A 24,885-nucleotide genomic window follows, 5' to 3' on the forward strand; every position below is an offset into this window, starting at 1 on the left:
TATGCGGCTCGCCATCGCCTTAGCCAAACACGACGAGGGGAAGGTTTACCCCGGCCCCTTTGGCCACGCTCCCCGCTTCGCCATCTACGAGCTGGCCGAGGACGGCACCTTTCTCTTGGTGGAGGTACGGGAAAACCCCCACGCCGCCCTGGAGGGGGGGGACAAGCACCAGAGGATGCGGGAACTCCTTAAGGACGTGGACCTCCGGGTGGGGGCCCGCTTCGGCCACGGGGGCTCCATGGGGGCTTTCCCCATGGCCGATCGCCTCGAGGTGGGGCCGGTCAGCCTGGCCGAGGCCCTGGAGCGGGTCAAGGCCCGCCGAAATACCGCCTGAGGAGCTCCCGCACCTCCGGGGGCAAGGGGGTGCGCTCCAGGTAGACCTCCACCCCTCGGCGCACTTCCTCGGGGGGGCGGCCCGCCGGCCAGGGGGAAGGGAGGTCGGGCGCCCCTCCTTCCCCCCCGGGTCCTAAAAGCCCCTGGCCAGGTCCCAAAGGGGTGGGGGCGGGCAGGGCCTCCCGGTCTACCTGGGGGAGGGGTCCCCCCGTGCCAGGCCTATCCCCTTGGCCCTGACCTTGGGCTCCTTCCCCTCCCGAGGCCCCTTGAGGGCCCTGGACCCCCTCCTGCCCCGCGCCGGCGCTGCCCTGGGCCCCTTCGCTCCCCCCAGGGCCTTGGGGCCTCTCCCGACCCGGGGCCTGTTCTGCGCTTCCGGGGTTGCCTTCATCCCCTTGGGCGCCTGGGGTTCCTGGCCCCCCTTCCCCCCCTTGGCCCGAAGGGGCTTCCAAGGCTCTGGGGGCTTCCCCTGGGGGAGGCTCCTGGCTTCCCGGCGGACCCTCAGCCCCCCGGGTGGGGGCGGTAGGGGAGGTGGGGGCGATAGGGGGAGTGGGTACTCCCTCGGAAGCCCGCCAGGGGGTCCCGGCCAGGGCCAGGAGGAGGGCGAGGAGGTAGGCAAGGAGGAAGCCCCAAGGGAAGGAGGGGGGCTCTAGGCGTACCCGCGCCGCCTCGGCCCAAAGCCGGGCCTCCCCATAGGCCAGGGCCGTGGGGTAGGCCAGGCTCACCCGGGCGATCTCCCTTAGGGCCCGCCCTTCCCACCACCGGGCGGGGAGGAGGAGGGCCAGGGGGGAGAGGAGGGCCCAAAGGGGATGGAGGAGGCCCAAAAGGGCCATGGCCAAGGCAAGCCCCAGGCGGTAGCGCCAGGCCAGCCGCCCCGCGTAAAGCCGGTGAAACCCAGGGCCCACCTCGAGGCCATTATCCCGCGAAAAGGCCCGGGGCCCAAGGGCCCCGGGGGGAGGGAGTACGCCGGTCTACTTGACCGGGGGACGGGACTTGAGGACGTCCTGCGGGGAGAGGGGTTTGGCCCGCAGGGCCTTCACCTCCTCGGCGGTGAAGGCCTTGGCCTTGGACTTGGCGAAGGCGGTGAGGACGTGGTTCAGCAGGTCGGCCACCTCCTGGTCCTTGAGCTGGCGGAAGGGGGGCATGACCCCGTTGTAGGCCTTGCCCTCCACGGTGAGGGGTCCCTGGAGGCCGTAGAGGACCACGTGGACCAGGTACTCCCGGCCCCCCTTGGCCTGGACCACCTTGTCCAGGTGGGTGAGGGGCGGGAAGGCCCCGGGTAGGCCCTGCCCGGTGGCCTGGTGGCAGCTTTGGCAGTTGGCCGAGTACAGCTTGGCCCCGGGGCTTTGGGCCAGGGCCAGAAGGCCCAGGAGGAGGGCAAGGGGCAGGAAGCGCTTCATGGTTTTTAGGATAAAAACCCTCCCCGGCCTAGGCCAGGGGCATTTGTCCTGGACCCCGGGGGGTATAGGCGCACCGGGGGTCGGCGGCCAGGTAGTCCCCGGTTTCCGCCCAGGCCCGGGCCCGGCTGCCCCCGCAGAGCTCCCGGTACTCGCAGACCCCGCACTTGCCCTTGAGGAGGGTGCGGTCGCGGAGTTCCAGGAAGAGGGGGCTTCGCTGGTATATCTCCAAAAGCGGTTTTTCCCGGATGTTTCCGGCGGCCAGGGGCAGGAAGCCGGAGGGATAGACCTCCCCGTTGGCGGCCACGAAGACGAAGCCGAAGCCGTCGGAGAGGTGCACCCCCCGGCCCTCCCCCACCAGGGCTCCGTCCTCCCCGCCCTCCCGCCGCCGCCTTTCCAAGGCCACCCGGCGGAACATGGGGCCTTCCGTGGTGCGTACCTTGAAGGGGTAGCGGCGGGAGAGGTCGTAGAGGAGGTGCATCACCTCCTCGTAGGCCTCGGGGGAGAGCTGTTCCAGCATGGCCCCCCGGCCCACGGGCACCAGGAAGAAGACCTCCCAGGTGGCCACCCCTTTCTCCGCCAGGATCTGGGCCAGGCCCGGCAGCTCCCCCACGGTGCGCCGGGTGACCGTGGTGTTCACCTGGGTCATGAGGCCCACCTCCTGGGCCCAGGAAAGGGCCTCCAGGGCTAGGGCGAAGGTGCCCGGCACCCCGCGGAAGCCGTCGTGGGCTTCGGGGCTGGCCCCGTCCAGGGAAAGGGCCATCTGGTGCACGCCCAGCTCCTTGAAGCGGGCCACCACCTCCCGGGTGAGGCGGGGGGTGACCGCGGGGGTGATGCCCACCTTGAGGCCTAGCCGCCGGGCCTCTTCCAGGAGGAGGAAGAGGTCGGGCCGGGCCAGGGGGTCCCCTCCGGTGGGGAGGAGGATGGGCTTGGGGGTGTAGGTGGCCAGTTCCCGGAGAAGCCGCAAGCCCTCTTCCGTGGAGAGCTCATCGGGAAGGGGGTCGGGCACCGCGGAGGCCCGGCAGTGCAGGCAGGCCAGGAGGCAAGCCCGGGTCATCTCCCAGGCCACCAGGAGGGGGAAGCGGTGGAGGTCGGGCTTCATGCCCTCAGGCTAGGGGAGGGGGAGGGGGGCGGATGTCCCTAGCGGGGCAGGGTGAGGCGGTAGGTGAGGGTGCGGGCCTCCTTGGCCTTCAGGCCCAGCTCCAGCCGGTAGCCCTGGGGCAGGAGGGTAGCCCCGGGGAGGTCCAGGCGGAAGGGCTGGGGGAAGGTTTCCGAAAGGAGGAGGGTGACCGGGTAAGGGTAGGGGTTTTCCAGACGGGTTTCCACCTGGTAGGTGGCCTCCTTGTCCGTTTGGGAAAGGAGGCGGACGGAGCGGAGGAGGCGGGCCTCGAGGTCCTGCCCCAACCAGACCTCGGCCACCTCCCCCCGGGGGGTGGGGGGCAGGGAGGCCTGGCCCAGGAAGAGGCCCCCTTCCACCGCCTCCAGGGGCCCCGGGGCCAGGGGGAAGGGGGCCTGGAAGCGGTAGCCCCGTTCCAGGGGCAGGAAGCGGTCGGTGCGGAAGGGGCCTGCCAGGCGCAGGAGGCGCTCGGGGCGGACCTCGGCTTTCTGAAAGGGGAGCTCGGTGGTTCCCGGCAGGAGGCGCCTGGGGGGAAGCTCGTAGCGGAAGAGGCCGAAGGGGCTCCCCTGGGGGGCCTCGGCCAGGGCCCTAAGGGCCACCCCGGGGGCGGGCTGGGCCTCGAGGGACACGGCCCCGGAAACCAGGGTGAGCCTTTGGGCCTCCAGGGCCTCCCCCTCCAGCCTCAGCCGGGCCCAGGCGGTGAGCCGGCCCTCCTCCAGGGTGTAGAACACCTCCCCCGAAAGCCCGGTGTAGAGGTAGCGCAGGGTGGCCTTCCCCTCCCCTCGGTAGCGGAAAAGGACCGCCGTCCCCTGGTAAACCCGTTCCTCCTCCTCCACCCCGAGGAGCCTTAGGGAGCCTGGGGGGATGCGGGCAAGCTTTTCCCCGGCCAGGTATACCCAGGCCGAAGGGGGGAGGACCACGGCCTCCTTCACCTCGGCGAAGCCGGGGTAGACCGTGACCTCTTGCGCCAGGGCGGGAAGGGCTAGGGCCAGGAGAGCCAGGGCTTTCCTCATACCCCCAGTCTACGGGCCAGGGCCGCCACCTCCTCCCGGGAAAGGGGCCCCCCGTGGCCCAGGAGGATCCTCTCCGCCCCCAGGTCCAGGATCTTGCGCACCGTCTTCCGGGCCAGGCCGTGGTCCTCGTTGATGAACCGGGGGGGGAGCCCCTTTCCCCTCAGGGCGTCCCCGGCCAGGAGCACCCCCTCCTTTAGGAGGCCCACCTGCCCCAGGGTGTGGCCAGGGAGGGCCACCACCCGCCACCCCAGGACTTCCATCCCCTCCTCCGCTGGCCTCAGGGCCTCCCGGGGCAGGGGCGGGGCCAGGTTGGCCAGGCGCCGCCCCAGGAAGGGGATGGGGAGGGGCGGGCGGGGCCTTTCCCCCGTGAGGTAGGGCCATTCCTGGGGGTGGGCCAGGATGGGGAGGCGGAACCGCCGCCAAAGGGTGAGGGCCCCGCCGCTATGGTCCAGGTGGTGGTGGGTGAGGAAGAGGAGCCGGGGGGGCTGGGGGAGGAGGCGCAAAAGCCTCCCGGCCTCCCAGGGGAGGCCGGCGTCCACCAGGAAATACCCCCCCTCCACGGGCACGCGGTAGAGGGTGGCGGCGAAGCGCAGGGGCTCAGGCCCGCTCATAGGCGGGGTGGAGCCCCATCTCGGCCAGGGCCCTGCGGATCCCCTCGGCGTCGATCCCCGCTTGCCGGTGGAGGCTCGGGATGGTCCCGTGGTCCAAGAAGCGGTCGGGGAGGCCCAGGACCCGGATCTCAGGCCTTAGGCCCATCTCGTTCAGGGCCTCGAGGACCGCGCTGCCGAACCCCCCCATGCGCTGGTGGTCCTCCACGGTGAGGAGCTTGTAGGCGGCCAGCTCCCGCAGCATCTCCCGGTCCAGGGGCTTGAGGAAGCGGGCGTTCACCACCCCCACCCGGGGGTCGTCCCCGGCGGCCTCGAGGGCGTACCTCAGGGTCTTGCCGAAGGCCAGGATGTAGGCCTCGCGGCCCTCCTTGACCACCTCCCACTTCCCCCAGGGGATTTCCGGCCAGACCCCCTCGGGGACCCGCTCCACGTTGTCCCGGGGGTAGCGGATGGCCACCGGCCCCCCCACCTCCAGGGCCTTCCTCAGCATGGCCCTCAGCTCCAGGGCGTCCTTGGGGGCGGCGATCTGGAAGTTGGGGATGGTGCGCAAGTAGGCGATGTCAAAGACCCCGTGGTGGGTGGCCCCATCCGCCCCCACGATCCCCGCCCGGTCAATGGCGAAGACCACGGGGAGGTTCTCAATGGCCACGTCGTGGATGGCCTGGTCGTAGGCCCGCTGCAAGAAGGTGGAGTAGATGGCCACCACGGGCTTCATCCCCTTAAGGGCCAGGCCGGCGGCCGTGGTCACGGCCACGTCCTCGCAGATGCCCACGTCCAGGTAGCGCTCGGGGTGCTCCAGGGAGTAGCGCACCAGGCCCGAGCCCTCCCGCATGGCCGGGGTGATGACGAAGAGGCGGGGCTCTAGGTGGGCCAGCTCGGTCACGGCATCCCCGAAGGCCTGGCTCCAGGAGTAGCCCTTGGACACCTTTTCCGGCTTCTCGGGGTTGAAGCCCGGGGGGCCGTGCCAGTAGATGGGGTCGGCCTCGGCCACCTTGTAGCCCTTGCCCTTTTGCGTGACCACGTGGAGCAGGGTGGGGCCTTCCAGCTCCTTGAGGTGCTCCAGGATGTGGATGAGCCCCTTGAGGTCGTGGCCGTCCACCGGGCCCACGTAACGGATTCCCCAGGCGTAGAAGGGGTTTTCCTGGTGCAGAAGGAGCTTGGCCGCCTCCTTGGCCCGGTCCACCAGGCCGAAGAGCCTGGGGGAGATGTGCTGCAGGATCTCCTTACCCAGCTTTTCCGCGTCCTGGACCCACTTGCGGATCTGCAGCTCCTTGAAGTACTTGTTGAGGGCCCCTACGTTTTCGGAGATGCTCATCTCGTTGTCGTTGAGGACGATGAGCATCCGCTTCCCCAGCTCCCCGATCTTGTTGAGGGCCGCCAGGGCCATCCCCCCGGTGAGGGCCCCGTCCCCGATCACGGCCACCACGTGGTGGTCCTCCCCCCGGAGGTCCCGGGCCAGGGCCATGCCCAAGGCGTTGGCCAAGGAGGTGCTGGCGTGGCCCACGGTGATGGCGTCGTGTTCCGACTCGGAAACCTTGGTGAAGCCGGAGATCCCTCCCTCTTGCCTTAGGGTGTGGAAGCGGTCCTTCCGCCCGGTGACCAGCTTGTGGGCGTAGGCCTGGTGGCCCACGTCAAAGAGGATCCGGTCCTTGGGGGAGTGGAAGACCCGGTGCAGGGCCAGGATGAGCTCCACCGCCCCCAGGGAGCTCGCCAGGTGGCCGCCGTTTTGCGCCGTGACCCGGATGATCTCGCTGCGGATCTCCTCGGCCAGGGTGAGAAGCTCCTCCAGGCTCAAGCGCTTCAGGTCCTCGGGGCTGTTGACCTTGTCCAGTACCATAGCCACCTCTAGTTGAAGTTCCGTTCCACCAGGATCCGCCCCTCCCGGGTGCGCACCTCCCCCACCCGGGGGGCCAACCAGACCTCGCGGGCATCCTGGCCCTGGCGGTCCCGGAAGGTCTGGCGGATGCGGTATACCCGGAAGACCCCGGCGGGCAGCCGCACCTCCCGCTCCTCCAAGACCTCCATGGTGTAGTCTAGGGCCCCTTGGGCCAGGGGCTCCCGCCCCCCGGGGGTGAGGAGCTCCACCCGCACCTGGACCGTCCCGCTCCAGCGGTAGCCGGGGCTGAGGAGGGCCTCGGGGGGGTACTCCAGGAGGGCGGGGGTGAAGACCACCCGCGCCGAAGGGTCCTGGAAGCCCAGGAGGCGTACCCCAAAAGGGCCCACCTGCCGGTAGTAGACCCGTTCCTCCCCCCGGCCAAAGCTGCGGAAGCGCAGGGCTTCCTGCCCCTCAAAGACCGCCGGGCCCTCGGCCCGCACCCGGTAGGGGGGGGCGGAGAGGGCCTCCCCCTCCGGCACGTACACCCACTCCAGCCCCGTGGTGCTGGGGTAGAAGCCCACCTCCTTGAGCTGGGGTCGGGCCTCCGGGGACTGGGTCACCTGGGGGGCGCAGGCGGCAAGGGCCAGGGCAAGGGCCATAAGGTACCGCCTCATGGTAGGGAGTTTACCCCTTCCCCGGTCGTAAGCTGACCAACACTTCCCTGAGGGCGCGGAGGCGTTCTTCCAGGCGGCGGGCCTCCTCGGCCCCCCCACGGGCCAAGGCCCGCTCCGCGGCCAGGCTTTGCACAAGGGCAAGAAGGCGCCGCCGCGTTTCCCTGGCCTCTTCCAGGGCCCTTTCCAGCTCTCCCCGGGTTTCCGGGAGGAGGTGAGGGGCCTGAAGGGCCTCCTGGAGCTCCTTTTCCCGGGCCTCCAGGGCCTTCAGGGCCGCCTCCACCTCGCCCCAGTCCACCAGGCCCTGGAGCCGGGCCCGGGCCCAGGCCAGGCCCTTGGGCTCGGGCCTTAGGAGAAGGGCCAGGAGGGCTAGGGCCAGGGCCAACAGGAGGAGCTCCAGGAAAAGGGGCATGGGGGCATCAGGCCTGGCCCAGTTCCCGCTTCAGCCGCGTGAGTTCCTCCTCTACCTCCTTGTCGGCGGAGAGGGCGGCTAGCTCCTTTTCCAGGTCCTTGCCGTCCAGTTCCTTCAGGGCCTCGTGCCGGTCCTCCAGGGCCAGGATGCGGGCCTCCATCTCCTCAAAGGCCTCCAGGGCAGGGTGCTGGTCCAGGCGGGACTCCAGGCGCCGTACCGCCTCGGCGGCCTCTACCCCTTTTTTGCGGGCCAAGAGGAGCTTTTTCCGCGACTCGGCCTCGTCGATCTTGGCCTCGAGGGCCTTGAGCTGGGTCAGGAGGCGCTCGCTGAGGGCCCTTTGCTCCGCGAGCTGCTGTTTGAACCCCTCGGCCAGGTCCAGGGCCCGCTTCCGCCGCCTGAGGGCCTCCTTGGCCAGGTCTTCCCGGCCCGCCCCCAGGGCTTCCTTGGCCTTCTCCTCCCAAAGGGCGGCCTCCTGGAGGTGGCTTTCCACCTCCCGTTCCAGGCGCTTGCCCTCGGCCAGGGCGGCCGCCACCTGCTCCCGGGCCTCCTTGAGGGCCTCCTTCATGTCCCCAAGGGCCTGCTCCAGGATCTTCTCCGGGTCCTCGGCCCGGCGCAGGAGGTCGTTCAGGTTGGCCCGGATAAGCCGGCCGATGCGGTCCAGTAGGTTCATGGCTTTCCCCCTAGCCCGAGTATGCCACACCCCGGGCTTGACCGGGCCAGGGGGAAGGGGTAGGATGCCCCCTGTAAGTATGCACTTACTAAAAGACCCTGTGGAGGCCCGCCTGCTCCAGGCGGCCCTGGAACTCCTGGCCGAAAGGGGGTACCGGGGGGCCACCACCAAGGAGGTGGCCCGGCGGGCGGGGGTGAGCGAGGTCACCCTCTTCCGCCGCTTTGGGCGCAAGGAGGCCCTCTTCCGCCGGGCCCTCTCCAGCTTCGTCCCCCCGGGGTTCCTGGAGCGCCTGCCCGGGGAGGGGGTTTCCCTGGAGGAGGGGCTCATGCGCCTTCTGCAGGCTTACCTGGGGCTTTTGGAGGCCCACCGGGCCCTTTTCCTCAAGCTCCTTCCCGAGCTTCTGCGCCACCCGGAGCTCAAGGAGGAAGGCCCCCCCGAGGGGCTGCGGGCGGCCATGGAGCGGGTGGTGGGCTTCTTCCGGGCCCACCAGGGGCAAGGGGGTCTAAGGGAGGACGAGCCGGCGGAGGAGCTGGCCCTGGCCTTCCTGGGGCCGCTTCTTGCCCGCTTTCTCCTGGGGGAGGTCCTGGGGGTGGGGATGCCCCTGGACCCCGCCGCTTACGTGCGGGGGTACTTGGAGGGTCGGTATGGTCCACGCAGAGGAAGTCACGCGTAGCTTCGGCGGGACAAGGGCCCTGGACCGGGTGAGCCTCTCGGTGCGCCCGGGGGAGGTCTTTGGCCTCTTGGGCCCCAACGGTGCGGGAAAGACCACCCTGGTGCGCATCCTGAGCGGGGTCCTGCGGCCCGATGGGGGCAAGGCCTGGGTGGCGGGGCTGGAGGTGGCCAGGGAGCCCCACCGGGTCAAGGCCCGCATCGGCTACGCCACCCAAGAGGCCTCCGTCTACCGTGACCTCATGGTGGAGGAAAACCTCCTCTTCCGTGCCCGGCTTTACCGGCCCAAGGAGGCTCGGGCCCTGGCGGCGGAGGCCCTGGTGCGCTTCGGCCTTACCCCCTACGCCAAGGCCCTGGCCGGCCACCTTTCCGGGGGATGGCGGCAGCGCCTGGCCCTGGCCCAGGCCGTGGTGCACCGCCCGGAGGTCCTCTTCCTGGACGAGCCCACCACCGGCCTGGACCCCCTTTCCCGCCGGAGCATCTGGGAGCTCATCCACCAGGAGGCGGCCCGGGGGGCGGCGGTCTTGGTCACCACCCACTACATGGACGAGGCGGAGCGGTGCCACCGCCTGGGCCTCCTCTTCGGGGGCCGGGTCTTGGCGGAGGGGACCCCCCAGGAGCTGAAGGCCCAGGCCAAGGCCCGGGCCCAATTCCTCTTCGCCCCGGGGGCTTCCCTGGAGGAGGTCCGGGGGTGGCCGGGGGTCTTGGAGGCCTGGCCCAGCGGGGAAGGGGTGCGGCTTTTGCTTCGGCGGCAGGCCCCTCGGGCCGCGGGGTGGGTGGAGGTGGAGCCCAGCTTGGAGGACGTCTTCGTCCTCCTGACCAAGGAGGCGGCATGAACCGGGTCCTGGCCTTGGCGGAAAAGGAGCTCCTGCAGATCCGGCGGGACCGGGTCCTGCCCCGGCTCATCGTCCTGCTCCCTACCCTGATGCTCCTCCTCTTCGGCTACGCCATCAACTTCACTCTGGAGGGGATCCCCTTGGCGGTGGCGGACGCCTCGAGGGACCGGGTCAGCCAGACCCTGGTGGAGGAGCTGCAAAGGGATGGCCGCTTCCGCCTGGTCTTCCAGGCCGCAAGCCCGCAGGAGGTGTTGGAGGCCGTGGACCGGGGCCAGGCCCGGGTGGGCCTGGTGGTGCCGGCAGGGGCCCTGGAGAAGGTGCGGCGGGGGGAAAGCCTCTCCCTGGAGGTCTACGTGGACGGCACCGACCCCAACTTCGCCTTCCAGGCCCAGGCCGCCTTGCGCAAGGCCATCCAGGAGGTGAACGCCCGCATCCTCCTGGGCCGGGCCCTGGCGGGGGAAGCGGTGCTTCCCCCCTTGAGCCCCGTCCTGCACACCCTGTACAACCCGGAGAACCGGACGGCCTGGTTCATGATCCCGGGCATCATCGGCCTGGTCCTCACCATGTTCACCGTCCTCCTCACCGCCTTGGCCATCGTGCGGGAGGCAGAAAGCCGCATGATGGAAAGCCTCCTGGCCTCCCCCCTACGCCCCCATGAGATGGTCTTGGGCAAGGTCCTGCCCTACCTCCTCATCGCCTTTTTGGTGGCCCTTTTGGTCCTGGCCCTGGGGCACTGGGTCTTCGGGGTGCCGGTGCGGGGGAGCCTGGCCCTGCTCCTTCTGGCCATGTTCCTCTTCGTCCTGGGCTCCTTGGCCGCCGGGGTCCTTATCTCCACCCTGGCCCGGACCCAGGTGCAGGCGGTCTTCGGCACCTACGCCTACGCCTTCCCCACCATCTTCCTCTCGGGCTTTGTCTTCCCCATTGACGGCATGCCCCGCTTCTTCCAGGCCCTTTCCTACCTGGTGCCGGCCCGCTACCTCATCGAGGTGCTCCGGGGGGTGATGCTCAAGGGGGTAGGGTTTTCCGTTCTCTGGCCCCACCTCCTGGCCTTGGCCCTCTTCTCGGTCCTGGTCCTCTTCCTGGCCTCGGCCCGGTTCCAAAGGCAGGTGGCGGTATGAGGCGGTTCTTGGCCTTGGGCTTCCTCCTGGGCCTGGCCCTGGCCCAGGGGCGGTTGGAAGGAGGGGTGTACGCCTCCCTGGCCTCCATGGGGCCCACCCTCGAGGCCGCCCTTTCCCTGGGGGAGGGGGAGGTCTACCTGCGGGCCCAGGGGGGGCGGGCGGGCCTGGGCTACCTGGGGGGTCTGGCCCTGGGGCCTTTGGGCTACCTGGCCTACGGCGTCCAGGGGGAGCTGGGGGAAGGGGGCCTGGGGGGGGTCCTCTTCGCCGAGGGGGGGGCGGGGCTCCTGGCCTTCCAGGGCCGTTTGGGCTACCGCCCGCAAGGGGCCTTCCCCCTCTTCCCCGAGGCGGGGCCCTTTGGCCGGCTTTCCCTCCGCTACCGCCTTGTGCCGCGGGAGGTGGTGGGCTTCCTGGTGGAGGGGGGGGAGGCCTTCCGCCTCGAGGCCACCTACGCCCTAAGGCAGGAGGCCACCCACACCCTGGGGTTAGGGGTGGCGGGCTGGCCCTACCTGGTCCTGGGGCACAAGGGGGAGGTGGGGGAGGAAGGGGAGGTGCTGGACCTCCTTCTCCGCCTCGGGGGGATCAACCGCCTGGAGGCGGGGCTTTACTTAGGGGAGGCTAGCCTTTTCCTCACCCTTTCCCATCCCTGGGCGGGTAGCGTGGGGGCGTGGCTGGGGGACCTGGGCCTCGAGGCCGGCTACCGAGGGGCCCCCTACGCCTGGATCCGGTATGTCTGGAGGTGGCCTTGATGGGGAAACGCATCCTGGTGCTGGTTCTGTGTTTGGGCTTGGCCTTGGCCCAGAGCGTGGCGGAGATCCTGGAGCGGGTGGAGAAAAACCTGCAGGACCCCTGGCAGGCCCTGGTCCAGGGACAGGTCCAGGGGCCCTCGGGCCTGGAGGAGCTCCGGGCCCGCCTCCTGGCCATCCCCAAGGAGAACCTCTTCCGCCTGGAGTTCCTGAAGCCAGGCTCCTTGGAGGGCAACTTCACCGTGATCACGGAGAAGGAGGTCTGGAACTACCTCTACCTCACCAACCAGCTGGTGGTGAGCCCCAAGGAGAAGGCCCAGGTCCAGGGCCTCGGCTTCAGCCCCCAGGGCCTGGGGGACCTCAAGGCCCTCTCCGAGCGGGTGAGCCTGCGCCTAGGGGGGGAGGAGCGCCTGGCGGAAGGGGTGGCCTGGCGGCTTTTGGGCCAGGCCAAGGAGGGCCAGGGCTTCGCCCAGCTGGAGCTCTACATCCTCAAGGCCGACCCCCGTCCGGTGCGCTTCCTCTTCCGCGACGAGGCGGGCAAGGTCCTGGCCGAGCTCAGGGTGGTGGAGTTCAAGAAAACCCCCTTGCGGGCCCAGGACCTCAAGCGCTACCCCAAGGACGCCCAGGTGGTGCGGCGCTGACCTAGAAGTCGTCGGCCAGCCGCTCCATTTCCGGACGGCCCTGGGCCACCTCAATCAGCCCCTCGCGGAAGAGGTCCACCAGGTAGAGGGCCGTCTCCTGGGGCTTGAGCCCCAGGATCTCCCCGATCTGGGCCGCGGTCCGCTCCCCGTTCACCCACTTGAGGAAGAGGTTGGCCATGAGGCTGGAAGGGGGGTGGTAGTTGGCCCGCCGCGGGGCGCGGGCGGGCACGATGAGGCGGAGGCCAAAGAGGGCGGAGGGGCGGAGGAGGCCCCGGTGCAAGAGCTCCTCGGCCTTCTCCCAAGCCCGCTTGGGGTGGAGGCCGGAAAAGCGCAGGACATTGGCCAGGCTCCGCCGCCCGTTCACCAGCCGCACCAGCCGCCAGGCCTCCTCGTCCAGGTGGACCGGTCCAGGCTGGGGGGCAAGCTCCACCGGGGCGCTCAGGGGAAGGGGCTTGTGGAGCCGCAGCCATTCCAGCAGAAGGGGGGTGATCTCCAGGTCGGCCTCCGGGGGCGGCAGGGGGGGCGTAGGGCGGAAATGGAAGGCCTGGCCCGGCAGGTAGTGCAGGAGAAAGGCGATGCCCAGGTGGACCTGGAGGGACAGGGCCTCCCTCAGGGCTTCCGCCCCCAGGCCCTGTTGAAGGAGGGCCTGCCCCAAGGGGCGGACCCTCCGCTTGAGGGCCTCCGCCAGGTCCTCCTCCTCCAGCTGCCCCCGGGCCAGCAGGATATCCCCCAGGGGCAACAGGCCCGACACCGCCTGCAGGCGCCCTTCCCGGAGGTGCAGCCCTGCGGCCACCGGCTGGATCCATAGGGTGCCCGTGGAGCGGGTCTTGGCCAGGGTTTGCAGGACGGCGCTTAGGGGGAACTCCTCCAGCGAGCCCGTCCAGGAGAGGGTGTCCTCAAGGGCGGTTTCCCTTGGGGGCATGGGATCGGCCTGCGCCATGCCCCCATCTCACGGGGCCTCGGTCAGAGGAGGTTCAGGGCTCGAGGGTGGCGTAGAGGGGGGTGGAGAGGTACTTCCAGCCCCCGTCGGGGCTGATGCAGGCCACCCGCTTGCCGGGGCCCAGCTCCCGGGCCACCTGCAGGGCGGCCCAGACGATCCCCCCTGAGCTCATCCCCAGGAAAAGCCCTTCCTCCCGGGCCAGGCGCCGGGCCAGGGGAAAGGCGTCCTCCTCCCAGACCTGGATCACCCCATCCAGGAGGGAGAGGTCCAGGTTTTCCGGGATGAAGCCGGGGCCCATGCCCTGGAAGCCGTGCTGGCCCATCTTCCCCCCGGAGAGGACGTTGGAGCGGGCGGGCTCCACGGCGAAGACCTTGACCCCGGGGATCCGTTCCTTGAGGTAGCGGCCCACCCCGCTCAGGGTCCCCCCGGTGCCCGAGCCGTAAACAAAGGCGTCGATCCGCCCCTCCAGGGCCTGGTACAGCTCGGGCCCCGTGGTCTCGTAGTGGGCGCGGACGTTGGCGGGGTTGGCGAACTGGTCGGGCATGAAAGCCCCCAGCGCCTCCTTGAGGCGCAGGGCCTCCTCCCGGGCCGCCAGCATCCGCCTTTCCGGGTCGGTGAGGACCAGCTCGGCCCCGAAGGCCCGGAGGACCCGCTTCCTCTCCTCGGACATCTGGGCGGGCATGGTGAGGATCAGGCGGTAGCCGCGGCTGGCGGCGATCATGGCCAGGCCGATGCCGGTGTTGCCGCTGGTGGGCTCCACGATCACCTGGCCCGAGCCCGGCCTTAGGAGGCCCCGCTCCTCGGCGTCCCGGATCATGTACCAGGCGGGACGGTCCTTGATGGAGCCCCCGGGGTTTTGCCCCTCCAGCTTCACCCACACCTCGGCCATCCCCGGCTCCACCACCCGGGCGAGGCGCACCAGCGGGGTCCTGCCGATCACCCCTTCCACCCGCATACCCCCACTATAGGCCCTGGGGAGGGCGAAAACAGGGGATGCCTTTTCCCCAACCCAGGGGTTTGCTAGGCTAAGGGGAGCAAGCCTGGCTTGCGAAAGGGTGAACATGAAGGTTGAACAGGACAAGGTGGTGACCATCCGCTACACCCTCCAGGTGGAGGGGGAGGTTCTGGACCAGGGGGAGCTTTCCTATCTGCACGGGCACGGCAACCTGATCCGGGGCCTCGAGGAGGAGCTGGAAGGCCGCGAGGAAGGGGAGAGCTTCCAGGCCCACGTGCCCGCGGAGAAGGCCTACGGCCCCCACGATCCCGACGGGGTCCAGGTGGTCCCCCTCTCCGCCTTCCCCGAGGACGCGGAGGTGGTTCCGGGGGCCCAGTTCTACGCCCAGGACATGGAGGGCAACCCCATGCCCCTCACCGTGGTGGAGGTCCAGGGGGAAGAGGTGACCATTGACTTCAACCACCCCCTGGCGGGCAAGGACCTGGACTTCGCGGTGGAGGTGGTGCGGGTGCGGGAGGCCACCCCCGAGGAGCTCCTCCACGGCCACGCCCACGAGGGAGGCCACGCCCACTAGCCCCCTCCCGGAAGCCCCAAGGGGAGGCCCCCCTTGGGGCTTGACTTTTTCCCCCTCCCGTGGGATAGTAAGGAGTCCCAGGAAAACCAGGTGGGTTTTCGGGATGAAGGAGAAGCATGAAGAAGGGTACCGTCAAGTGGTTCAACGCGGAAAAAGGCTACGGGTTCATCCAGCAGGAAGAGGGTCCGGACGTGTTCGTGCACTTCTCGGCCATCGAGGCCGAAGGTTTCCGCACCCTGAACGAGGGGGAGCGGGTGGAGTTTGAGGTGGAGCCTGGCCGGGGCGGCAAGGGCCCCCAGGCCAAGAAGGTCCGCCGCCTCTAAGGCCCCCAGGGAAAGGGCCCCCCTTGGGGGGCCCTTTTTCCTTTAGGCTAAAGGCCATGCGCATCCTGGTTTCCAACGACGACGGCATCTTCTCCCCCGGCATCAAGGCCCTGGGCCTGGCCATGCGGGCCCTGGGCGAGGTTTACGTGGTGGCCCCCGACGTGGAGCAGTCCGCGGTGGGGCACGGCATCACCGTCCGCCGCCCCTTGCGCTTCAAGCACACGCAAAGCGCCGGCTTCGGTGAGATCCCCGCCTACCGGGTGGACGGGACCCCCGCGGACTGCGTGGTCCTGGGGGTCCACCTCCTGGGCCGGCCCGACCTCCTGGTTTCCGGCATCAACATCGGGGTCAACCTGGGCCTGGACCTCACCCATTCCGGCACCGTGGCCGCGGCCCTGGAGGGGGCTTCCCTGGGCATCCCCTCCATCGCCTTCAGCCTGGACACCTCGGGGGAGGAGATGAACTTTGCCCTGGCGGCGGAGTGGGCGGTGCGCATCGCCCGCCGGGTGGCCGAGCGGGGGTTGCCCAAGGGGGTCCTCCTCAACGTCAACTTTCCCGCCGGCACCCCCAAGGGGATCCAGGTGACCCGGCTTTCCACCCACCGCTTTGAGGACACGGTGGTGGAGCGCATCGACCCCGAGGGGAAGCCCTACTACTGGATCGCCGGCACCCCCGTGGGGGAGGAGGAGGAGGGGACGGACCTCTGGGCGGTGCGCCGGGGGTACATCTCCCTCACCCCGGTGAGCCTGGACTTCACCGCCGCCCATTTCCTGGGGGAGCTGGCCGAATGGGCCCAGGGGCTTTAGAGGAGGCGGACGGGCATCCCCTCCCGTAGGCCCAAGGCCTCGCGGGCACGGCCCCGGTTCACCGCCACCTCCAAGAGCCCCCCGCTTCCCCGGTAGGCCACGGCCTCCCCTTCCCCCACCTCGCCGAAGGTGCGGCGGACGGGTATCCGCCAGCCCCCCACCTCCACCCAGCCCCCGAGGGGGGCCTGGAGCAGGGTGGTGATGGCGTTGCCAAAGCGGTCAAAGGTGAGGACCTCCCCTTCCGGCCCCGGGGTGAGGGCCAGGGGGAGGCGCACCAGGTCCGCCACCGGGACCTCGAGGCCCAAGGCTTCCGGAGGCAGGCCCAGGGCCAGGTGGGCGGCGGCGGGGGCGAAGCGGTCGCGGCCATGGAAGGTGTACCCCCCGGGGCTCCAGCCGGGGAAGCCCCCGTGAGGGGTGGGAGGCCGGACCCTTTCCAAGGTAAAGGCCCTTCGCGGGGGATCCAGGAGCCAGGCCAGGGTGAAGAGGCCGTTGTCGGGACCCACGTACCACCACCGCCCCTCGGCGGCGATGGCCCTCCGCTCTGTGCCCACCCCGGGGTCCACCACGGCCAGGACCACCGCCCCCTCGGGCAGGTAGGGCAGGGCCTCAAAGAGGGCGTAGGCGCCCCGGCGCAGGTCCTGGGGGGGGAGGCCGTGGCCCAGGTCCACCACCCCTACCCCGGGGGCCCTTTGGGCCAGGACGGCCTTCACCACCCCCACGTAGGGGTCCTCGAGGCCAAAGTCCGAGAGGAAGAAGACCGGGCGCATGCTAGAAGCGGCGGAGCCAGCCGGGGGGCAGGAGGGCCAGGAGCACCCCGGCCACCACCCAGCCCAGGGCCACCCCCAAGACGCTTCCCGCCCGCTCTTTGGCCCAAAGGAGGCCGGCCCCCAGGAGGAGGAGGAGGAGGCTGGGGCCGGGGACGGCCACGGCGAAGAAGAGGGCGGTGAGGGAGCGGCCCATCTCCCCATAGCGCTCGCGAAAGGCCAGGGGGGCCAGGCCGCGGAAGAGGGGTTCCATGAAGGCGAACCCCAGGAAGGTCAGGAGGTCCAGGGGCAAGGTGGAAAGCCCGAGGAGGGAGCGGAGGGCCCCGTAGGCCAGGAGGGCCAGGGCCAGGGTCGGCCCTACCCAGAACCCTTCCACCCAGCTTCCCCAGGGGCCCAGAAGCCCTGGCAGGCGGCGCCGCTCTCCGAGGAAAACCCCCAGGAAGAGGAAGAGGCCGTAGGCCAGGTAAAAGGTGGGAAGGACTTGGCCTTGCTGGTAGGGGGTAAAAAGGGCCAGGAGGTTGCCGAAAAGGGCCTTGCCCAAGAGGAGGGCCACCAGAAAGGCCCCCAGGAGGGCGGCAAGGACCAGGAGGTACAGCCGGCCCGGGCCGGGTTTGGGCTCCTCCACCACCTCCAGGGTGCGCAGGGGCTCAATCCGGCTCTCCCCCAAGAGGACCAGGACCAAGAAGGCCAAAAGGGCCAAAAACCAGGGCCAGGTCCGCTCCAGGAAGCGCCCAGGGAGGTTTTCCAGCTGGGCCAGCTGGGCCAGGGCCGCCCGCCCTCGGGCCAGGTCCCCTTGGCCCAGGTAGGCCAGGACCAGGGTGGCGAGGGCCTTGCGCTGCAAGGAAGGCTGGCCGGCAAGCTCGGGCAGGAGGGCCTCCAGCAGCCTGGCCGCCTCCTCAGGGTTGCCCAGGAGGAGGAGGAGGTGCCCCTGTTCCACCCGTTCCTCCCGGCTGGAGCCCAAGGCGGCCAGGGCCCGCTCTGGATGCCCCAGGGCCAGGTGGAGCCGGGCCAGGAGGAGCCGGGCCTCCGGGGTGGGGGGGAGGCCCGTGGCCTCGGCCAGGGCTTCCTCCAGGCGGCCTAGGCCTTCCAGGGCCGAGGCGCGCAGGAACCGCCCCTCGGGGTCCTGGGGCAGGGGGAGGCCGAGGACTTCCCCTGGCTTTCCTTCCCCCAGGAGGAGCCGGGCCCGCAAGCCTAGGGCCTCCGGGTCCTCCCCCAGGCGCTCCAGGTACCCCCTGGCCTGGGCCAGATCCCCCCGTTCCAGGGCGATGCGGGCCAGGAGGCGGAGGCTTGGGCGGTGCTCCGGGTTGCTCACCAGGGCCAGCTCGCAGGTGGCCTGGGCGCTTTCCAAGGCCCCTTGAACGTAAAGGCGTTGGCAGCGGGCGTAATACTCCTCGGCCCCCTGGGCGAAGGCGCTCAGGCCCCAGAGGACCAGCAACCCCCATATAAGCCTCATGCCTTCCAGTTTACGCCCCTAGCCTTGGACCGGGTATAATCCCCGCGGGTGAAACCCATGAAGCGATGGACGACCCTTTTCGTGGCTACGGCGATGGCCCTTTCCCTGGCCCAGGCCCCCCAGGTGGCGGCCTTGGTGGACGCGGGACGGTTCCAGGAGGCCTACGAGGCGGGCCTCAGGCTGGCCACCCCGGAGGCTTTGGCCTTGGCGGCCAAGGGGGCCAGTTTCCACGCCATGTACCTGGCCAAGCCCGAGGAGAAGCGGGCCTGGTTTGAACGGGCGGAGAAGGCGGCTTCCCAGGCCATCGCCAAGGCCCCGGACTACGCCGAGGGGTACTTTGAACGGGCCCGGGCCCTGGGGCGGCTGGCCCAGTACAAGGGGATCCTCGAGGCCCTGGCCGAGGGCCTGGCCCCCAGGATCCGCAGCGACCTGGAGAAGACCCTGAAGCTGGACCCCAACCACGCGGGGGCCATGGTGGCCCTGGCCCTGTGGCACTTTGAGCTGGTGCAAAAGGGCTGGCTGGTGGCCGCCACCCAGGGGGCGGACGGGGCCAAGGTGGAGCCCCTGATGAAAAAGGCCATAGAGCTGGAGCCCGACGGCATCATCCACCGGGTGGAGTACGCCAAGGTCCTGGCCGCCTGGAACAAGAAGGAAGAGGCCAGGAAGCAGCTGGAAACCGCCCTCTCCCTCCCCGCCAAGACCGCCGCCGACCGGTACGACCAGGAGAGGGCCCGGCAGGAACTGGCCCGGCTCAAGTAGGGTCACCGGGGGGTGGGGAGCCTGAGGCCAAGCCGCCGGCCGAAGACCCGGAGGAGGACCGTGGCCAAGGCCCCGGCGAAGAGGGCCCACTCCGGGTGGGCCCCGTGCAGGGCGTAGGCCACCAGGGCCCCCACCAAGGCGGCGGAGGCGTAGAGGTCCCCTGCCCGGTAGAGGATGCCCGGCACCTCCCCGGAGAGGACGTCCCGCAGGACCCCGCCCCCCACCCCGGAAAGGGTGCCGGCCAGGGCCACGCCAAAGGGCCCCAGGCCCGCCTCGAGGCCCCGTTCCGCCCCTAGGGCGGCGAAAAGGCCCAGCCCCAGGGTGTCCAGGTAGTAGATGGGCCGCTCCAGGGCCTGCACCCGGGGGTGGAAGCGGAAGACCAGAAGGCCCGTGAGGACCACGCTCCACAAAAGGGCCTCGTTCCGCAGGGCCGTGGGGGGAAGGGTGCCCACCAGGACATCCCGGATGGACCCGCCCCCCACCGCGGTCACCGTGGCCAGGACCAAGACCCCGAGGAGGTCAAACCCCTTCTCCACCCCCTTGAGGGCCCCGGTGGCGGCGAAGACCAGGGTGCCCAGCCAGACCAGAAGCTCAACCATCCAAAAGCACCACCGCCCGGGCCTGCACGTGCCCTTCCGCCAGCCCCTCCGAGGTCTTGAAGGAGAGGCCCACCCGGTCCTGGGGCAGGCCCAGGAGGCGGGCCAGGTTGTCCACCAGGGCCTGCCGGTGGGGAGAGAGCTTGGGCCGGTCCAGGACCAGGACCAGGCTGGCCTGGACCAGCCTGCCCCCCCGCTCCTCCACCCGGCGCAGGGCCTCCTTCAGAAAGACCTCGCTCCGCACCCCCTGCCAGCGGGGATCGGTGTCGGGGAAGAGGAGGCCGATATCCCCCAGGCCGTAGGCGGAAAGCAGGGCGTCGGTGAGGGCGTGCAGGGCGGCATCCCCGTCGGAGTGGGCCAGGGCCCCCACGGGGCTTGGCAGCCAGAGGCCGCAGAGGTAAAGGGGCCTTCCTTCCAAGAGCCGGTGGCTATCCTCCCCGTAGCCCAGGCGCATGGCTATACTTTAGGGCATGCCGAGCTTCGCCGAGGCCCTGGCCCTCATGGAGGCCTGGACGGAAAGCGAGTCCCTGAGGCGGCACATGCGGGCGGTGGAGGTGGCCATGCGGGCCTACGCCCGCCGCTATGGGGAGGACGAGGAGCTTTGGGCCATGGCCGGGGTCCTGCACGATATGGACTACGAGAAGTACCCCGGGGAGCACCCCTACCGCGGGGTGGAGGCCCTGCGCCAGCTGGGCTACCCCGAGGAGGTCTTGGAGGCCATCCTGGCCCACGCCTCCTACACTGGGGTGCCCCGCCGCACCCGGATGGCCAAGGCCCTCTTCGCCGTGGACGAGCTCACGGGCCTCATCACCGCCGCGGTTTACGTGCGCCCCGACCGCTCCATCCTGGGCCTGGAGCTCCCGAGCCTCAAGAAGAAGTTCAAGGACAAGGCCTTCGCCAAGGGGGTGAACCGGGAGGAGATCCTGAAGGGGGCCGAGGACCTGGGGGTCCCCTTGGACGAGCACCTGGCCTTCGTGTTGGAGGCCATGCGGGCGGAGGCCGGGCTTCTGGGCCTAGGCTAGTTGCCCTGCCCCTTGGGGGCGGCTAGGGTAGGAGGCGTGGAGCTACCCGACCTCACCCCCTACCTGGGGCAGATGACCTTTGGCGGCCTGGCGGGCTACGCCGTGGGTTTTGCCCTGAAGAAGGTGGGCCGCCTGCTGGCCTTTTCCTTGGGCCTCCTCTTCGTGGCCCTGCAGCTTTTGGCCCAGGCCGGCTACGTGCAGGTGGACTGGACCCGCATCCAAAAGGAGGTGGAGCCCCTGCTCCAGGGCCCCGGCCTCAAGAACCTCTGGGAAGGCCTCCTAAGGACCCTCACCTACAACCTCCCCTTTGGGGCCAGCTTCATGGGGGGGTTCCTCCTGGGCCTCAGGGCCGGATGAGCCGCTCTGGGGTGGCGATCAGGTCCACCCGCCGCTCGGGCGTCACGGGCAGCCTGGGGTAGACCATCAGGGGGTGGGCCAGGGTGGCGAAGGGGGCCGCCACCCGCAGCCAGGCCTGGGGGAAGCCGTACCCCTTGCCCACCCACCCCCCCTCTTCGTCCACGGCCACCGCCCCGATCAGGACCAGGTCTATGGGCTGGCCCTCCAGGGGGGCCTTCACCCCGAAGCGGTAGGCCTCCCGCACCCGCTTGAGCCGCCTGGGGTCCAGGTCCTTAAGGAGGAGAAACTCCCCTGGGCGGTCGGGGTGGGGGAGGAGGAGGGCCTTGCCCCGCCTCAAGGCCTCCTCCCGCAAGGGCTTGAGCACGGCGTCCATCCCCACCAGGAGGAGCCTTGCCCCCAGGAACTCTGGGGTGGCCAAAAGCCTTTCCGCCGCCCGCCTTCCCCCCAGGAAGTTGGGGTGGTGGCCGTGGGGCGGGGTGGGGTGGAGGGCCAGGCCGTGGCGGGCTAGGGCGTTCCAGACCTCTTCGCGCAGCTCGCCCAGGGTCATCCCGCCCCCACTTTGCCCCGGCCGGGGGGCCCCGTCAACCGTAGACTGGAGGGGTATGGCCTCGAGGCTCAAGTTCGCCCACCTGCACCAGCACACCCAGTACTCCCTTCTGGACGGGGCGGCCAAGCTCACCGATCTCCTCAAGTGGGTGAAGGAGGTCTCCCCCGAGGAGCCGGCCCTGGCCATCACCGATCACGGCAACCTCTTCGGGGCCATAGAGTTCTACAAAAAGGCCACGGCCATGGGGGTGAAGCCCATCCTGGGCTACGAGGCCTACGTGGCGGCGGAAAGCCGCTTTGACCGTAAGCGGGGCAAGGGCCTGGACGGGGGCTACTTCCACCTTACCCTCCTGGCCAAGGACTTCCGGGGCTACCAGAACCTGGTGCGCCTGGCCAGCCGGGCCTACCTGGAGGGCTTTTACGAGAAGCCCCGCATTGATCGGGAGATCCTGAGGGAGCACGCCGAGGGGCTCATCGCCCTCTCCGGGTGCCTGGGGGCGGAGATCCCCCAGTTCATCCTGCAAGACCGCCTGGACCTGGCCGAGGCCCGGCTTCAGGAGTACCTGTCCATCTTCGGCGACCGCTTCTTCCTTGAGCTCCAGAACCACGGCCTCCCCGAGCAGCAGAAGGTGAACGCCGTCCTCAAGGAGTTTGCCCGCAAGTACGGCCTGGGGATGGTGGCCACCAACGACGGCCACTATGTGCGCAAGGAGGACGCCCGGGCCCACGAGGTCCTCCTGGCCGTCCAGTCCAAGACCACCCTGGACGACCCCGAGCGCTGGCGCTTCCCCTGCGACGAGTTCTACGTCAAGACCCCGGAGGAGATGCGGGCCGCATTTCCTGAGGCCGAGTGGGGGGATGAGCCCTTTGACAACACTGTGGTCATCGCCCGCATGTGCCAGGTGGACCTCCCCATCGGGGACAGGATGGTCTACCGCATCCCCCGTTTCCCCCTCCCCGAGGGGCGGACCGAGGCCCAGTACCTGCGGGAGCTCACCTTTTTGGGCCTTTTGCGCCGCTACCCCGACCGGATCACCGAGGGGTTTTACCGGGAGGTCTTCCGCCGCCTGGGCAAGCTCCCTCCCCATGGGGACGGGGTGGCCTTGGCCCAAGCCCTGGCCCAGGTGGAGGAGGGGGCCTGGGAGGCCTTCCTTTCGGGCCTTCCGCCCTTGGAGGGGGTGGGGGAGTGGACGGCGGAGGCCATCCTCCACCGGGCCCTTTACGAGCTTTCCGTCATTGAGCGCATGGGCTTTCCCGGCTACTTTCTCATCGTTCAGGACTACATCAACTGGGCCAGGCAGAACGGCATCTCCGTGGGCCCAGGCCGGGGTTCGGCGGCGGGGAGCCTGGTGGCCTACGCCGTGGGGATCACCAACATTGACCCCTTGCGTTTCGGCCTCCTCTTTGAGCGCTTCCTCAACCCCGAGCGGGTCTCCATGCCCGACATCGACACCGACTTCTCCGACCGGGAGCGGGACCGGGTGATCGAGTACGTGCGCAGGCGCTACGGGGCCGACCGGGTGGCCCAGATCGGTACCTTCGGCAGCCTGGCCTCCAAGGCGGCCCTGAAGGACGTGGCCCGGGTCTACGGCATCCCCCATAAGAAGGCGGAGGAGCTGGCCAAGCTGATCCCCGTGCAGTTCGGCAAGCCCAAGCCCTTGGCCGAGGCCATCCAGGTGGTGCCCGAGCTCCGGGCGGAGATGGAAAAAGACCCCAAGGTGCGGGAGGTCCTCGAGGTGGCCATGCGCCTGGAGGGCCTGAACCGCCACGCTTCGGTCCACGCCGCCGGGGTGGTGATCGCCCAGGAACCCCTCACGGACCTGGTCCCCCTCATGCGGGACCAGGAGGGCCGCCCCGTGACCCAGTACGACATGGGGGCGGTGGAGGCCCTGGGCCTTTTGAAGATGGACTTCCTGGGCCTGCGCACCCTTACCTTCCTGGACGAGGCCAAGCGCATCCTGAAGGAGTCCCGGGGGGTGGAGCTGGACTACGACCGCATCCCCCTGGACGACCCCAAGACCTTTGACCTCCTTTCCCGGGGGGAGACCAAGGGGGTCTTCCAGCTGGAGTCCGGGGGGATGACCTCCACGGTGCGGGGCCTGAAGCCCCGGCGCCTGGAGGACATCATCGCCCTGGTCTCCCTCTACCGCCCGGGGCCCATGGAGCACATCCCCACCTACATCCGCCGCCACCACGGCCAAGAACCCGTGGCCTACCCGGAGTTTCCCCACGCGGAACGCTACCTGAGGCCCATCCTGGAGGAGACCTACGGCATCCCCGTGTACCAGGAGCAGATCATGCAGATCGCCTCGGCGGTGGCGGGGTACTCCCTGGGGGAGGCCGACCTCCTGCGCCGGGCCATGGGGAAGAAGAAGCTGGAGGAGATGCAGCGCCACCGGGAGCGCTTCGTGCGCGGGGCCAAGGAGCGGGGCATCCCCGAGGAGGAGGCCCACCGCCTCTTTGACATGCTGGAGGCCTTTGCCAACTACGGCTTCAACAAGAGCCACGCCGCCGCCTACAGCCTCCTCGCCTACCAGACCGCCTACGTGAAGGCCCACTACCCCGTGGAGTACATGGCCGCCCTCCTCAGCGTGGAGCGCCACGATTCGGACAAGGTGGCGGAGTACATCCGGGATGCCCGCTCCTTGGGCATCCCCGTCCTTCCCCCCGACATCAACCGCTCGGGCTTTGACTTCAAGGTGGTGGGCGGGGAGATCCTCTTCGGCCTCTCGGCGGTGAAGAACGTGGGCGAGGGGGCGGCCTCGGCCATCCTCCAGGAGCGGGAGCGGGGGGGGCCCTATAGGAGCCTGGGGGACTTCCTCAAGCGCCTGGACGAGAAGGTGGTGAACAAGCGCACCCTGGAGTCCCTGGTCAAGGCGGGGGCCTTTGACGCCTTTGGGGACCGGGCCCGGCTTCTGGCCTCCTTGGAACCCCTCCTCCGCTGGGCGGCGGAGAGCCGGGAGCGGGCCCGCTCGGGGATGATGGGCCTCTTCGCTGAGGTGGAAGAGCCTCCCTTGGCGGAGGCTTCGCCCCTGGACGAGATCACCCGGCTGCGCTACGAGAAGGAGGCCCTCGGCATCTACGTTTCCGGCCACCCTGTCCTCCGCTACCCCGGCCTGCGGGAGGTGGCCAGCTGCGCCCTCGAGGACCTCCCCCACTTCGCCCACGACCTCCCTCCCCGGGCCCGGGTCCTCCTGGCAGGCATGGTGGAGGAGGTGGTGCGCAAGCCCACCAAGAGCGGGGGGATGATGGCCCGCTTCGTCCTCTCCGACGAGACGGGGGCCCTGGAGGCGGTGGCCTTTGGCCGGGCCTACGAGGGGGTTTCCCCCAAGCTCAAGGAGGACACCCCCCTCTTGGTCCTGGCCGAGGTGGAGCGGGAGGAAGGGGGGGTGCGGGTGATGGCCCAGGCGGTCTGGACCTACGAGGAGGTGGCCGAAGCCCCCAAGGCCCTGGAGGTGGAGGCGGACCACGCCCTTTTGGACGAGAAGGGGGTAACCCTTCTCAAAAGCCTCCTGGACGAGCATCCAGGCCCCTATCCCTTCTACGTGCGGGTGCAGGGGCCCTTCGGCGAGGCCCTTTTCGCCCTGAAGGAGGTCCGGGCCTCGGAAGAGGCCCTTAGGGCCTTGGAGGCCGAGGGCTTCCGCGCCTACCTGGTGCCCGACCGGGAGGTCTTCCTCCAGGGGAACGGGGGAAACGGCAGCAAGGAGGAGGCGGTCCCCTTCTAGGCCAAAAGGCCGGGCCAGAAGGCC

General features: G+C 70.0%; 29 protein-coding genes. 13 read left to right on the top strand and 16 right to left on the bottom strand.

The window, feature by feature from the left end; translation table 11 throughout:
* The first annotated feature begins 1 nt into the window (after window position 1).
* Window positions 2-334 (top strand): NifB/NifX family molybdenum-iron cluster-binding protein, encoded by a 333-nt coding sequence (locus TCCBUS3UF1_RS00075; RefSeq protein ID WP_014514435.1) that lies wholly within the window; start codon window positions 2-4, stop codon window positions 332-334.
* Here the strand turns inward: TCCBUS3UF1_RS00075 and TCCBUS3UF1_RS00080 are convergent.
* From TCCBUS3UF1_RS00080 to TCCBUS3UF1_RS00120, 9 genes are all read right to left on the bottom strand, one after another.
* On the bottom strand, window positions 309-1,235 hold the full coding sequence (locus tag TCCBUS3UF1_RS00080; protein WP_014514436.1) for a hypothetical protein: 927 nt from the start codon (window positions 1,233-1,235) through the stop codon (window positions 309-311). The two genes, TCCBUS3UF1_RS00075 and TCCBUS3UF1_RS00080, sit on opposite strands and share 26 nt — an antisense overlap.
* A gap of 66 nt (window positions 1,236-1,301) precedes the next feature.
* Window positions 1,302-1,730: a cytochrome c gene (locus TCCBUS3UF1_RS00085; protein ID WP_014514437.1), complete on the bottom strand. Its 429-nt coding sequence runs from the start codon at window positions 1,728-1,730 to the stop codon at window positions 1,302-1,304.
* Window positions 1,731-1,758: 28 nt separating this feature from the next.
* Complete coding sequence (locus TCCBUS3UF1_RS00090) at window positions 1,759-2,829, bottom strand: TIGR04053 family radical SAM/SPASM domain-containing protein (RefSeq protein ID WP_014514438.1); 1,071 nt, start codon at window positions 2,827-2,829, stop codon at window positions 1,759-1,761.
* Between the two features lie 38 nt (window positions 2,830-2,867).
* Window positions 2,868-3,857 carry a hypothetical protein gene (locus TCCBUS3UF1_RS00095; protein ID WP_014514439.1) on the bottom strand — a complete coding sequence of 330 codons (990 nt, stop codon included), beginning with the start codon at window positions 3,855-3,857 and terminating at the stop codon, window positions 2,868-2,870.
* Window positions 3,854-4,468, bottom strand: coding sequence for an MBL fold metallo-hydrolase (locus TCCBUS3UF1_RS00100; RefSeq protein ID WP_014514440.1), 615 nt, complete (start codon window positions 4,466-4,468; stop codon window positions 3,854-3,856). The genes TCCBUS3UF1_RS00095 and TCCBUS3UF1_RS00100 overlap by 4 nt, the downstream gene beginning before the upstream one ends.
* Window positions 4,455-6,302, bottom strand: coding sequence for a 1-deoxy-D-xylulose-5-phosphate synthase (gene dxs, locus TCCBUS3UF1_RS00105; RefSeq protein ID WP_014514441.1), 1,848 nt, complete (start codon window positions 6,300-6,302; stop codon window positions 4,455-4,457). The genes TCCBUS3UF1_RS00100 and dxs overlap by 14 nt, the downstream gene beginning before the upstream one ends.
* Before the next feature lie 8 nt (window positions 6,303-6,310).
* Complete coding sequence (locus TCCBUS3UF1_RS00110; RefSeq protein WP_041433590.1) at window positions 6,311-6,955, bottom strand: hypothetical protein; 645 nt, start codon at window positions 6,953-6,955, stop codon at window positions 6,311-6,313.
* A 10-nt stretch (window positions 6,956-6,965) separates the two neighbouring features.
* The gene (locus tag TCCBUS3UF1_RS00115) at window positions 6,966-7,364 is read right to left on the bottom strand and encodes a hypothetical protein (RefSeq protein WP_014514443.1); all 399 of its coding nucleotides are present in this window, start codon (window positions 7,362-7,364) and stop codon (window positions 6,966-6,968) included.
* A 7-nt stretch (window positions 7,365-7,371) separates the two neighbouring features.
* A complete protein-coding gene (locus TCCBUS3UF1_RS00120; protein ID WP_014514444.1) occupies window positions 7,372-8,034 on the bottom strand; it encodes a PspA/IM30 family protein in 663 nt (220 codons plus the stop codon).
* Window positions 8,035-8,113: 79 nt separating this feature from the next.
* Here TCCBUS3UF1_RS00120 and TCCBUS3UF1_RS00125 point away from each other — a divergent pair, with 79 nt between their 5' ends.
* From TCCBUS3UF1_RS00125 to TCCBUS3UF1_RS00145, 5 genes are read left to right on the top strand one after another with little or no spacing between them, the layout of a single operon-like run.
* Entirely contained in the window at window positions 8,114-8,707 is a 594-nt protein-coding gene (locus tag TCCBUS3UF1_RS00125) for a TetR/AcrR family transcriptional regulator (RefSeq protein ID WP_014514445.1), read from the top strand.
* Window positions 8,679-9,539: an ABC transporter ATP-binding protein gene (locus tag TCCBUS3UF1_RS00130; RefSeq protein WP_014514446.1), complete on the top strand. Its 861-nt coding sequence runs from the start codon at window positions 8,679-8,681 to the stop codon at window positions 9,537-9,539. Before TCCBUS3UF1_RS00125 ends, TCCBUS3UF1_RS00130 begins: the two co-directional genes overlap by 29 nt.
* Window positions 9,536-10,657, top strand: coding sequence for an ABC transporter permease (locus TCCBUS3UF1_RS00135; RefSeq protein WP_014514447.1), 1,122 nt, complete (start codon window positions 9,536-9,538; stop codon window positions 10,655-10,657). Before TCCBUS3UF1_RS00130 ends, TCCBUS3UF1_RS00135 begins: the two co-directional genes overlap by 4 nt.
* Complete coding sequence (locus tag TCCBUS3UF1_RS00140; protein WP_014514448.1) at window positions 10,654-11,403, top strand: hypothetical protein; 750 nt, start codon at window positions 10,654-10,656, stop codon at window positions 11,401-11,403. Before TCCBUS3UF1_RS00135 ends, TCCBUS3UF1_RS00140 begins: the two co-directional genes overlap by 4 nt.
* On the top strand, window positions 11,403-12,041 hold the full coding sequence (locus tag TCCBUS3UF1_RS00145) for an outer membrane lipoprotein carrier protein LolA (protein ID WP_014514449.1): 639 nt from the start codon (window positions 11,403-11,405) through the stop codon (window positions 12,039-12,041). Before TCCBUS3UF1_RS00140 ends, TCCBUS3UF1_RS00145 begins: the two co-directional genes overlap by 1 nt.
* Window position 12,042: 1 nt before the next feature.
* Here TCCBUS3UF1_RS00145 and TCCBUS3UF1_RS00150 read toward each other — a convergent pair whose 3' ends face one another.
* Window positions 12,043-12,981 carry a DUF4388 domain-containing protein gene (locus TCCBUS3UF1_RS00150; protein ID WP_014514450.1) on the bottom strand — a complete coding sequence of 313 codons (939 nt, stop codon included), beginning with the start codon at window positions 12,979-12,981 and terminating at the stop codon, window positions 12,043-12,045.
* Between the two features lie 34 nt (window positions 12,982-13,015).
* Window positions 13,016-13,936, bottom strand: a complete 921-nt coding sequence (cysK, locus tag TCCBUS3UF1_RS00155; RefSeq protein ID WP_041433592.1) for a cysteine synthase A — start codon at window positions 13,934-13,936, stop codon at window positions 13,016-13,018.
* 106 nt (window positions 13,937-14,042) lie between these two features.
* Between cysK and TCCBUS3UF1_RS00160 the strand changes: the two genes are divergently transcribed.
* The 3 genes from TCCBUS3UF1_RS00160 (at window position 14,043) to surE (ending at window position 15,639) form a co-directional block, all read left to right on the top strand.
* Window positions 14,043-14,510, top strand: a complete 468-nt coding sequence (locus TCCBUS3UF1_RS00160) for a peptidylprolyl isomerase (protein WP_014514452.1) — start codon at window positions 14,043-14,045, stop codon at window positions 14,508-14,510.
* A 116-nt stretch (window positions 14,511-14,626) separates the two neighbouring features.
* Window positions 14,627-14,833 (top strand): cold-shock protein, encoded by a 207-nt coding sequence (locus TCCBUS3UF1_RS00165; protein WP_014514453.1) that lies wholly within the window; start codon window positions 14,627-14,629, stop codon window positions 14,831-14,833.
* Between the two features lie 56 nt (window positions 14,834-14,889).
* Window positions 14,890-15,639: a 5'/3'-nucleotidase SurE gene (gene surE, locus TCCBUS3UF1_RS00170; RefSeq protein ID WP_041433909.1), complete on the top strand. Its 750-nt coding sequence runs from the start codon at window positions 14,890-14,892 to the stop codon at window positions 15,637-15,639.
* Here surE and TCCBUS3UF1_RS00175 read toward each other — a convergent pair.
* Together TCCBUS3UF1_RS00175 and TCCBUS3UF1_RS00180 are read right to left on the bottom strand one after the other, a co-directional pair.
* Window positions 15,636-16,406 carry an S-adenosyl-l-methionine hydroxide adenosyltransferase family protein gene (locus TCCBUS3UF1_RS00175; protein WP_014514455.1) on the bottom strand — a complete coding sequence of 257 codons (771 nt, stop codon included), beginning with the start codon at window positions 16,404-16,406 and terminating at the stop codon, window positions 15,636-15,638. The genes surE and TCCBUS3UF1_RS00175 overlap by 4 nt on opposite strands.
* Before the next feature lies 1 nt (window position 16,407).
* Complete coding sequence (locus TCCBUS3UF1_RS00180) at window positions 16,408-17,856, bottom strand: tetratricopeptide repeat protein (protein WP_041433594.1); 1,449 nt, start codon at window positions 17,854-17,856, stop codon at window positions 16,408-16,410.
* Between the two features lie 93 nt (window positions 17,857-17,949).
* Here TCCBUS3UF1_RS00180 and TCCBUS3UF1_RS00185 point away from each other — a divergent pair, with 93 nt between their 5' ends.
* Window positions 17,950-18,615: a hypothetical protein gene (locus TCCBUS3UF1_RS00185; protein ID WP_014514457.1), complete on the top strand. Its 666-nt coding sequence runs from the start codon at window positions 17,950-17,952 to the stop codon at window positions 18,613-18,615.
* A gap of 2 nt (window positions 18,616-18,617) precedes the next feature.
* On the opposite strand, the gene TCCBUS3UF1_RS00190 is transcribed toward TCCBUS3UF1_RS00185, so the two are convergent.
* Entirely contained in the window at window positions 18,618-19,214 is a 597-nt protein-coding gene (locus tag TCCBUS3UF1_RS00190) for a trimeric intracellular cation channel family protein (RefSeq protein WP_014514458.1), read from the bottom strand.
* Window positions 19,207-19,665: a 2-C-methyl-D-erythritol 2,4-cyclodiphosphate synthase gene (gene ispF / locus TCCBUS3UF1_RS00195; protein WP_014514459.1), complete on the bottom strand. Its 459-nt coding sequence runs from the start codon at window positions 19,663-19,665 to the stop codon at window positions 19,207-19,209. The genes TCCBUS3UF1_RS00190 and ispF overlap by 8 nt, the downstream gene beginning before the upstream one ends.
* A 16-nt stretch (window positions 19,666-19,681) precedes the next feature.
* Here ispF and TCCBUS3UF1_RS00200 point away from each other — a divergent pair, with 16 nt between their 5' ends.
* The gene (locus tag TCCBUS3UF1_RS00200; RefSeq protein ID WP_014514460.1) at window positions 19,682-20,233 is read left to right on the top strand and encodes an HD domain-containing protein; all 552 of its coding nucleotides are present in this window, start codon (window positions 19,682-19,684) and stop codon (window positions 20,231-20,233) included.
* A 36-nt stretch (window positions 20,234-20,269) separates the two neighbouring features.
* Window positions 20,270-20,590, top strand: coding sequence for an FUN14 domain-containing protein (locus TCCBUS3UF1_RS00205; protein ID WP_041433597.1), 321 nt, complete (start codon window positions 20,270-20,272; stop codon window positions 20,588-20,590).
* Here the strand turns inward: TCCBUS3UF1_RS00205 and TCCBUS3UF1_RS00210 are convergent.
* Window positions 20,577-21,137: a 5-formyltetrahydrofolate cyclo-ligase gene (locus tag TCCBUS3UF1_RS00210; protein ID WP_014514462.1), complete on the bottom strand. Its 561-nt coding sequence runs from the start codon at window positions 21,135-21,137 to the stop codon at window positions 20,577-20,579. The genes TCCBUS3UF1_RS00205 and TCCBUS3UF1_RS00210 overlap by 14 nt on opposite strands.
* Before the next feature lie 55 nt (window positions 21,138-21,192).
* On the opposite strand from TCCBUS3UF1_RS00210, the gene dnaE reads away from it, so the two are divergent.
* Window positions 21,193-24,861, top strand: a complete 3,669-nt coding sequence (dnaE, locus tag TCCBUS3UF1_RS00215; RefSeq protein ID WP_014514463.1) for a DNA polymerase III subunit alpha — start codon at window positions 21,193-21,195, stop codon at window positions 24,859-24,861.
* The last annotated feature ends 24 nt before the right edge of the window (window positions 24,862-24,885 follow it).

Origin of the sequence: Thermus sp. CCB_US3_UF1, from assembly GCF_000236585.1 — a bacterium.
In the GTDB taxonomy this organism is placed as follows: Bacteria; Deinococcota; Deinococci; order Deinococcales; family Thermaceae; genus Thermus.

Excerpts from the sequence above, each read along its gene's own strand:
- TCCBUS3UF1_RS00075 (WP_014514435.1), top strand. The coding sequence starts at position 2 with ATGCGGCTCGCCATCGCCTTAGCCAAACACGACGAGGGGAAGGTTTAC.
- TCCBUS3UF1_RS00085 (WP_014514437.1), bottom strand. The coding sequence starts at position 1,730 with ATGAAGCGCTTCCTGCCCCTTGCCCTCCTCCTGGGCCTTCTGGCCCTG.
- TCCBUS3UF1_RS00090 (WP_014514438.1), bottom strand. The coding sequence starts at position 2,829 with ATGAAGCCCGACCTCCACCGCTTCCCCCTCCTGGTGGCCTGGGAGATG.
- TCCBUS3UF1_RS00095 (WP_014514439.1), bottom strand. The coding sequence starts at position 3,857 with ATGAGGAAAGCCCTGGCTCTCCTGGCCCTAGCCCTTCCCGCCCTGGCG.
- TCCBUS3UF1_RS00100 (WP_014514440.1), bottom strand. The coding sequence starts at position 4,468 with ATGAGCGGGCCTGAGCCCCTGCGCTTCGCCGCCACCCTCTACCGCGTG.
- dxs (WP_014514441.1), bottom strand. The coding sequence starts at position 6,302 with ATGGTACTGGACAAGGTCAACAGCCCCGAGGACCTGAAGCGCTTGAGC.
- TCCBUS3UF1_RS00110 (WP_041433590.1), bottom strand. The coding sequence starts at position 6,955 with ATGAGGCGGTACCTTATGGCCCTTGCCCTGGCCCTTGCCGCCTGCGCC.
- TCCBUS3UF1_RS00115 (WP_014514443.1), bottom strand. The coding sequence starts at position 7,364 with ATGCCCCTTTTCCTGGAGCTCCTCCTGTTGGCCCTGGCCCTAGCCCTC.
- TCCBUS3UF1_RS00120 (WP_014514444.1), bottom strand. The coding sequence starts at position 8,034 with ATGAACCTACTGGACCGCATCGGCCGGCTTATCCGGGCCAACCTGAAC.
- TCCBUS3UF1_RS00125 (WP_014514445.1), top strand. The coding sequence starts at position 8,114 with ATGCACTTACTAAAAGACCCTGTGGAGGCCCGCCTGCTCCAGGCGGCC.
- TCCBUS3UF1_RS00130 (WP_014514446.1), top strand. The coding sequence starts at position 8,679 with ATGGTCCACGCAGAGGAAGTCACGCGTAGCTTCGGCGGGACAAGGGCC.
- TCCBUS3UF1_RS00135 (WP_014514447.1), top strand. The coding sequence starts at position 9,536 with ATGAACCGGGTCCTGGCCTTGGCGGAAAAGGAGCTCCTGCAGATCCGG.
- TCCBUS3UF1_RS00140 (WP_014514448.1), top strand. The coding sequence starts at position 10,654 with ATGAGGCGGTTCTTGGCCTTGGGCTTCCTCCTGGGCCTGGCCCTGGCC.
- TCCBUS3UF1_RS00145 (WP_014514449.1), top strand. The coding sequence starts at position 11,403 with ATGGGGAAACGCATCCTGGTGCTGGTTCTGTGTTTGGGCTTGGCCTTG.
- TCCBUS3UF1_RS00150 (WP_014514450.1), bottom strand. The coding sequence starts at position 12,981 with ATGGCGCAGGCCGATCCCATGCCCCCAAGGGAAACCGCCCTTGAGGAC.
- cysK (WP_041433592.1), bottom strand. The coding sequence starts at position 13,936 with ATGCGGGTGGAAGGGGTGATCGGCAGGACCCCGCTGGTGCGCCTCGCC.
- TCCBUS3UF1_RS00160 (WP_014514452.1), top strand. The coding sequence starts at position 14,043 with ATGAAGGTTGAACAGGACAAGGTGGTGACCATCCGCTACACCCTCCAG.
- TCCBUS3UF1_RS00165 (WP_014514453.1), top strand. The coding sequence starts at position 14,627 with ATGAAGAAGGGTACCGTCAAGTGGTTCAACGCGGAAAAAGGCTACGGG.
- surE (WP_041433909.1), top strand. The coding sequence starts at position 14,890 with ATGCGCATCCTGGTTTCCAACGACGACGGCATCTTCTCCCCCGGCATC.
- TCCBUS3UF1_RS00175 (WP_014514455.1), bottom strand. The coding sequence starts at position 16,406 with ATGCGCCCGGTCTTCTTCCTCTCGGACTTTGGCCTCGAGGACCCCTAC.
- TCCBUS3UF1_RS00180 (WP_041433594.1), bottom strand. The coding sequence starts at position 17,856 with ATGAGGCTTATATGGGGGTTGCTGGTCCTCTGGGGCCTGAGCGCCTTC.
- TCCBUS3UF1_RS00185 (WP_014514457.1), top strand. The coding sequence starts at position 17,950 with ATGGCCCTTTCCCTGGCCCAGGCCCCCCAGGTGGCGGCCTTGGTGGAC.
- TCCBUS3UF1_RS00190 (WP_014514458.1), bottom strand. The coding sequence starts at position 19,214 with ATGGTTGAGCTTCTGGTCTGGCTGGGCACCCTGGTCTTCGCCGCCACC.
- ispF (WP_014514459.1), bottom strand. The coding sequence starts at position 19,665 with ATGCGCCTGGGCTACGGGGAGGATAGCCACCGGCTCTTGGAAGGAAGG.
- TCCBUS3UF1_RS00200 (WP_014514460.1), top strand. The coding sequence starts at position 19,682 with ATGCCGAGCTTCGCCGAGGCCCTGGCCCTCATGGAGGCCTGGACGGAA.
- TCCBUS3UF1_RS00210 (WP_014514462.1), bottom strand. The coding sequence starts at position 21,137 with ATGACCCTGGGCGAGCTGCGCGAAGAGGTCTGGAACGCCCTAGCCCGC.
- dnaE (WP_014514463.1), top strand. The coding sequence starts at position 21,193 with ATGGCCTCGAGGCTCAAGTTCGCCCACCTGCACCAGCACACCCAGTAC.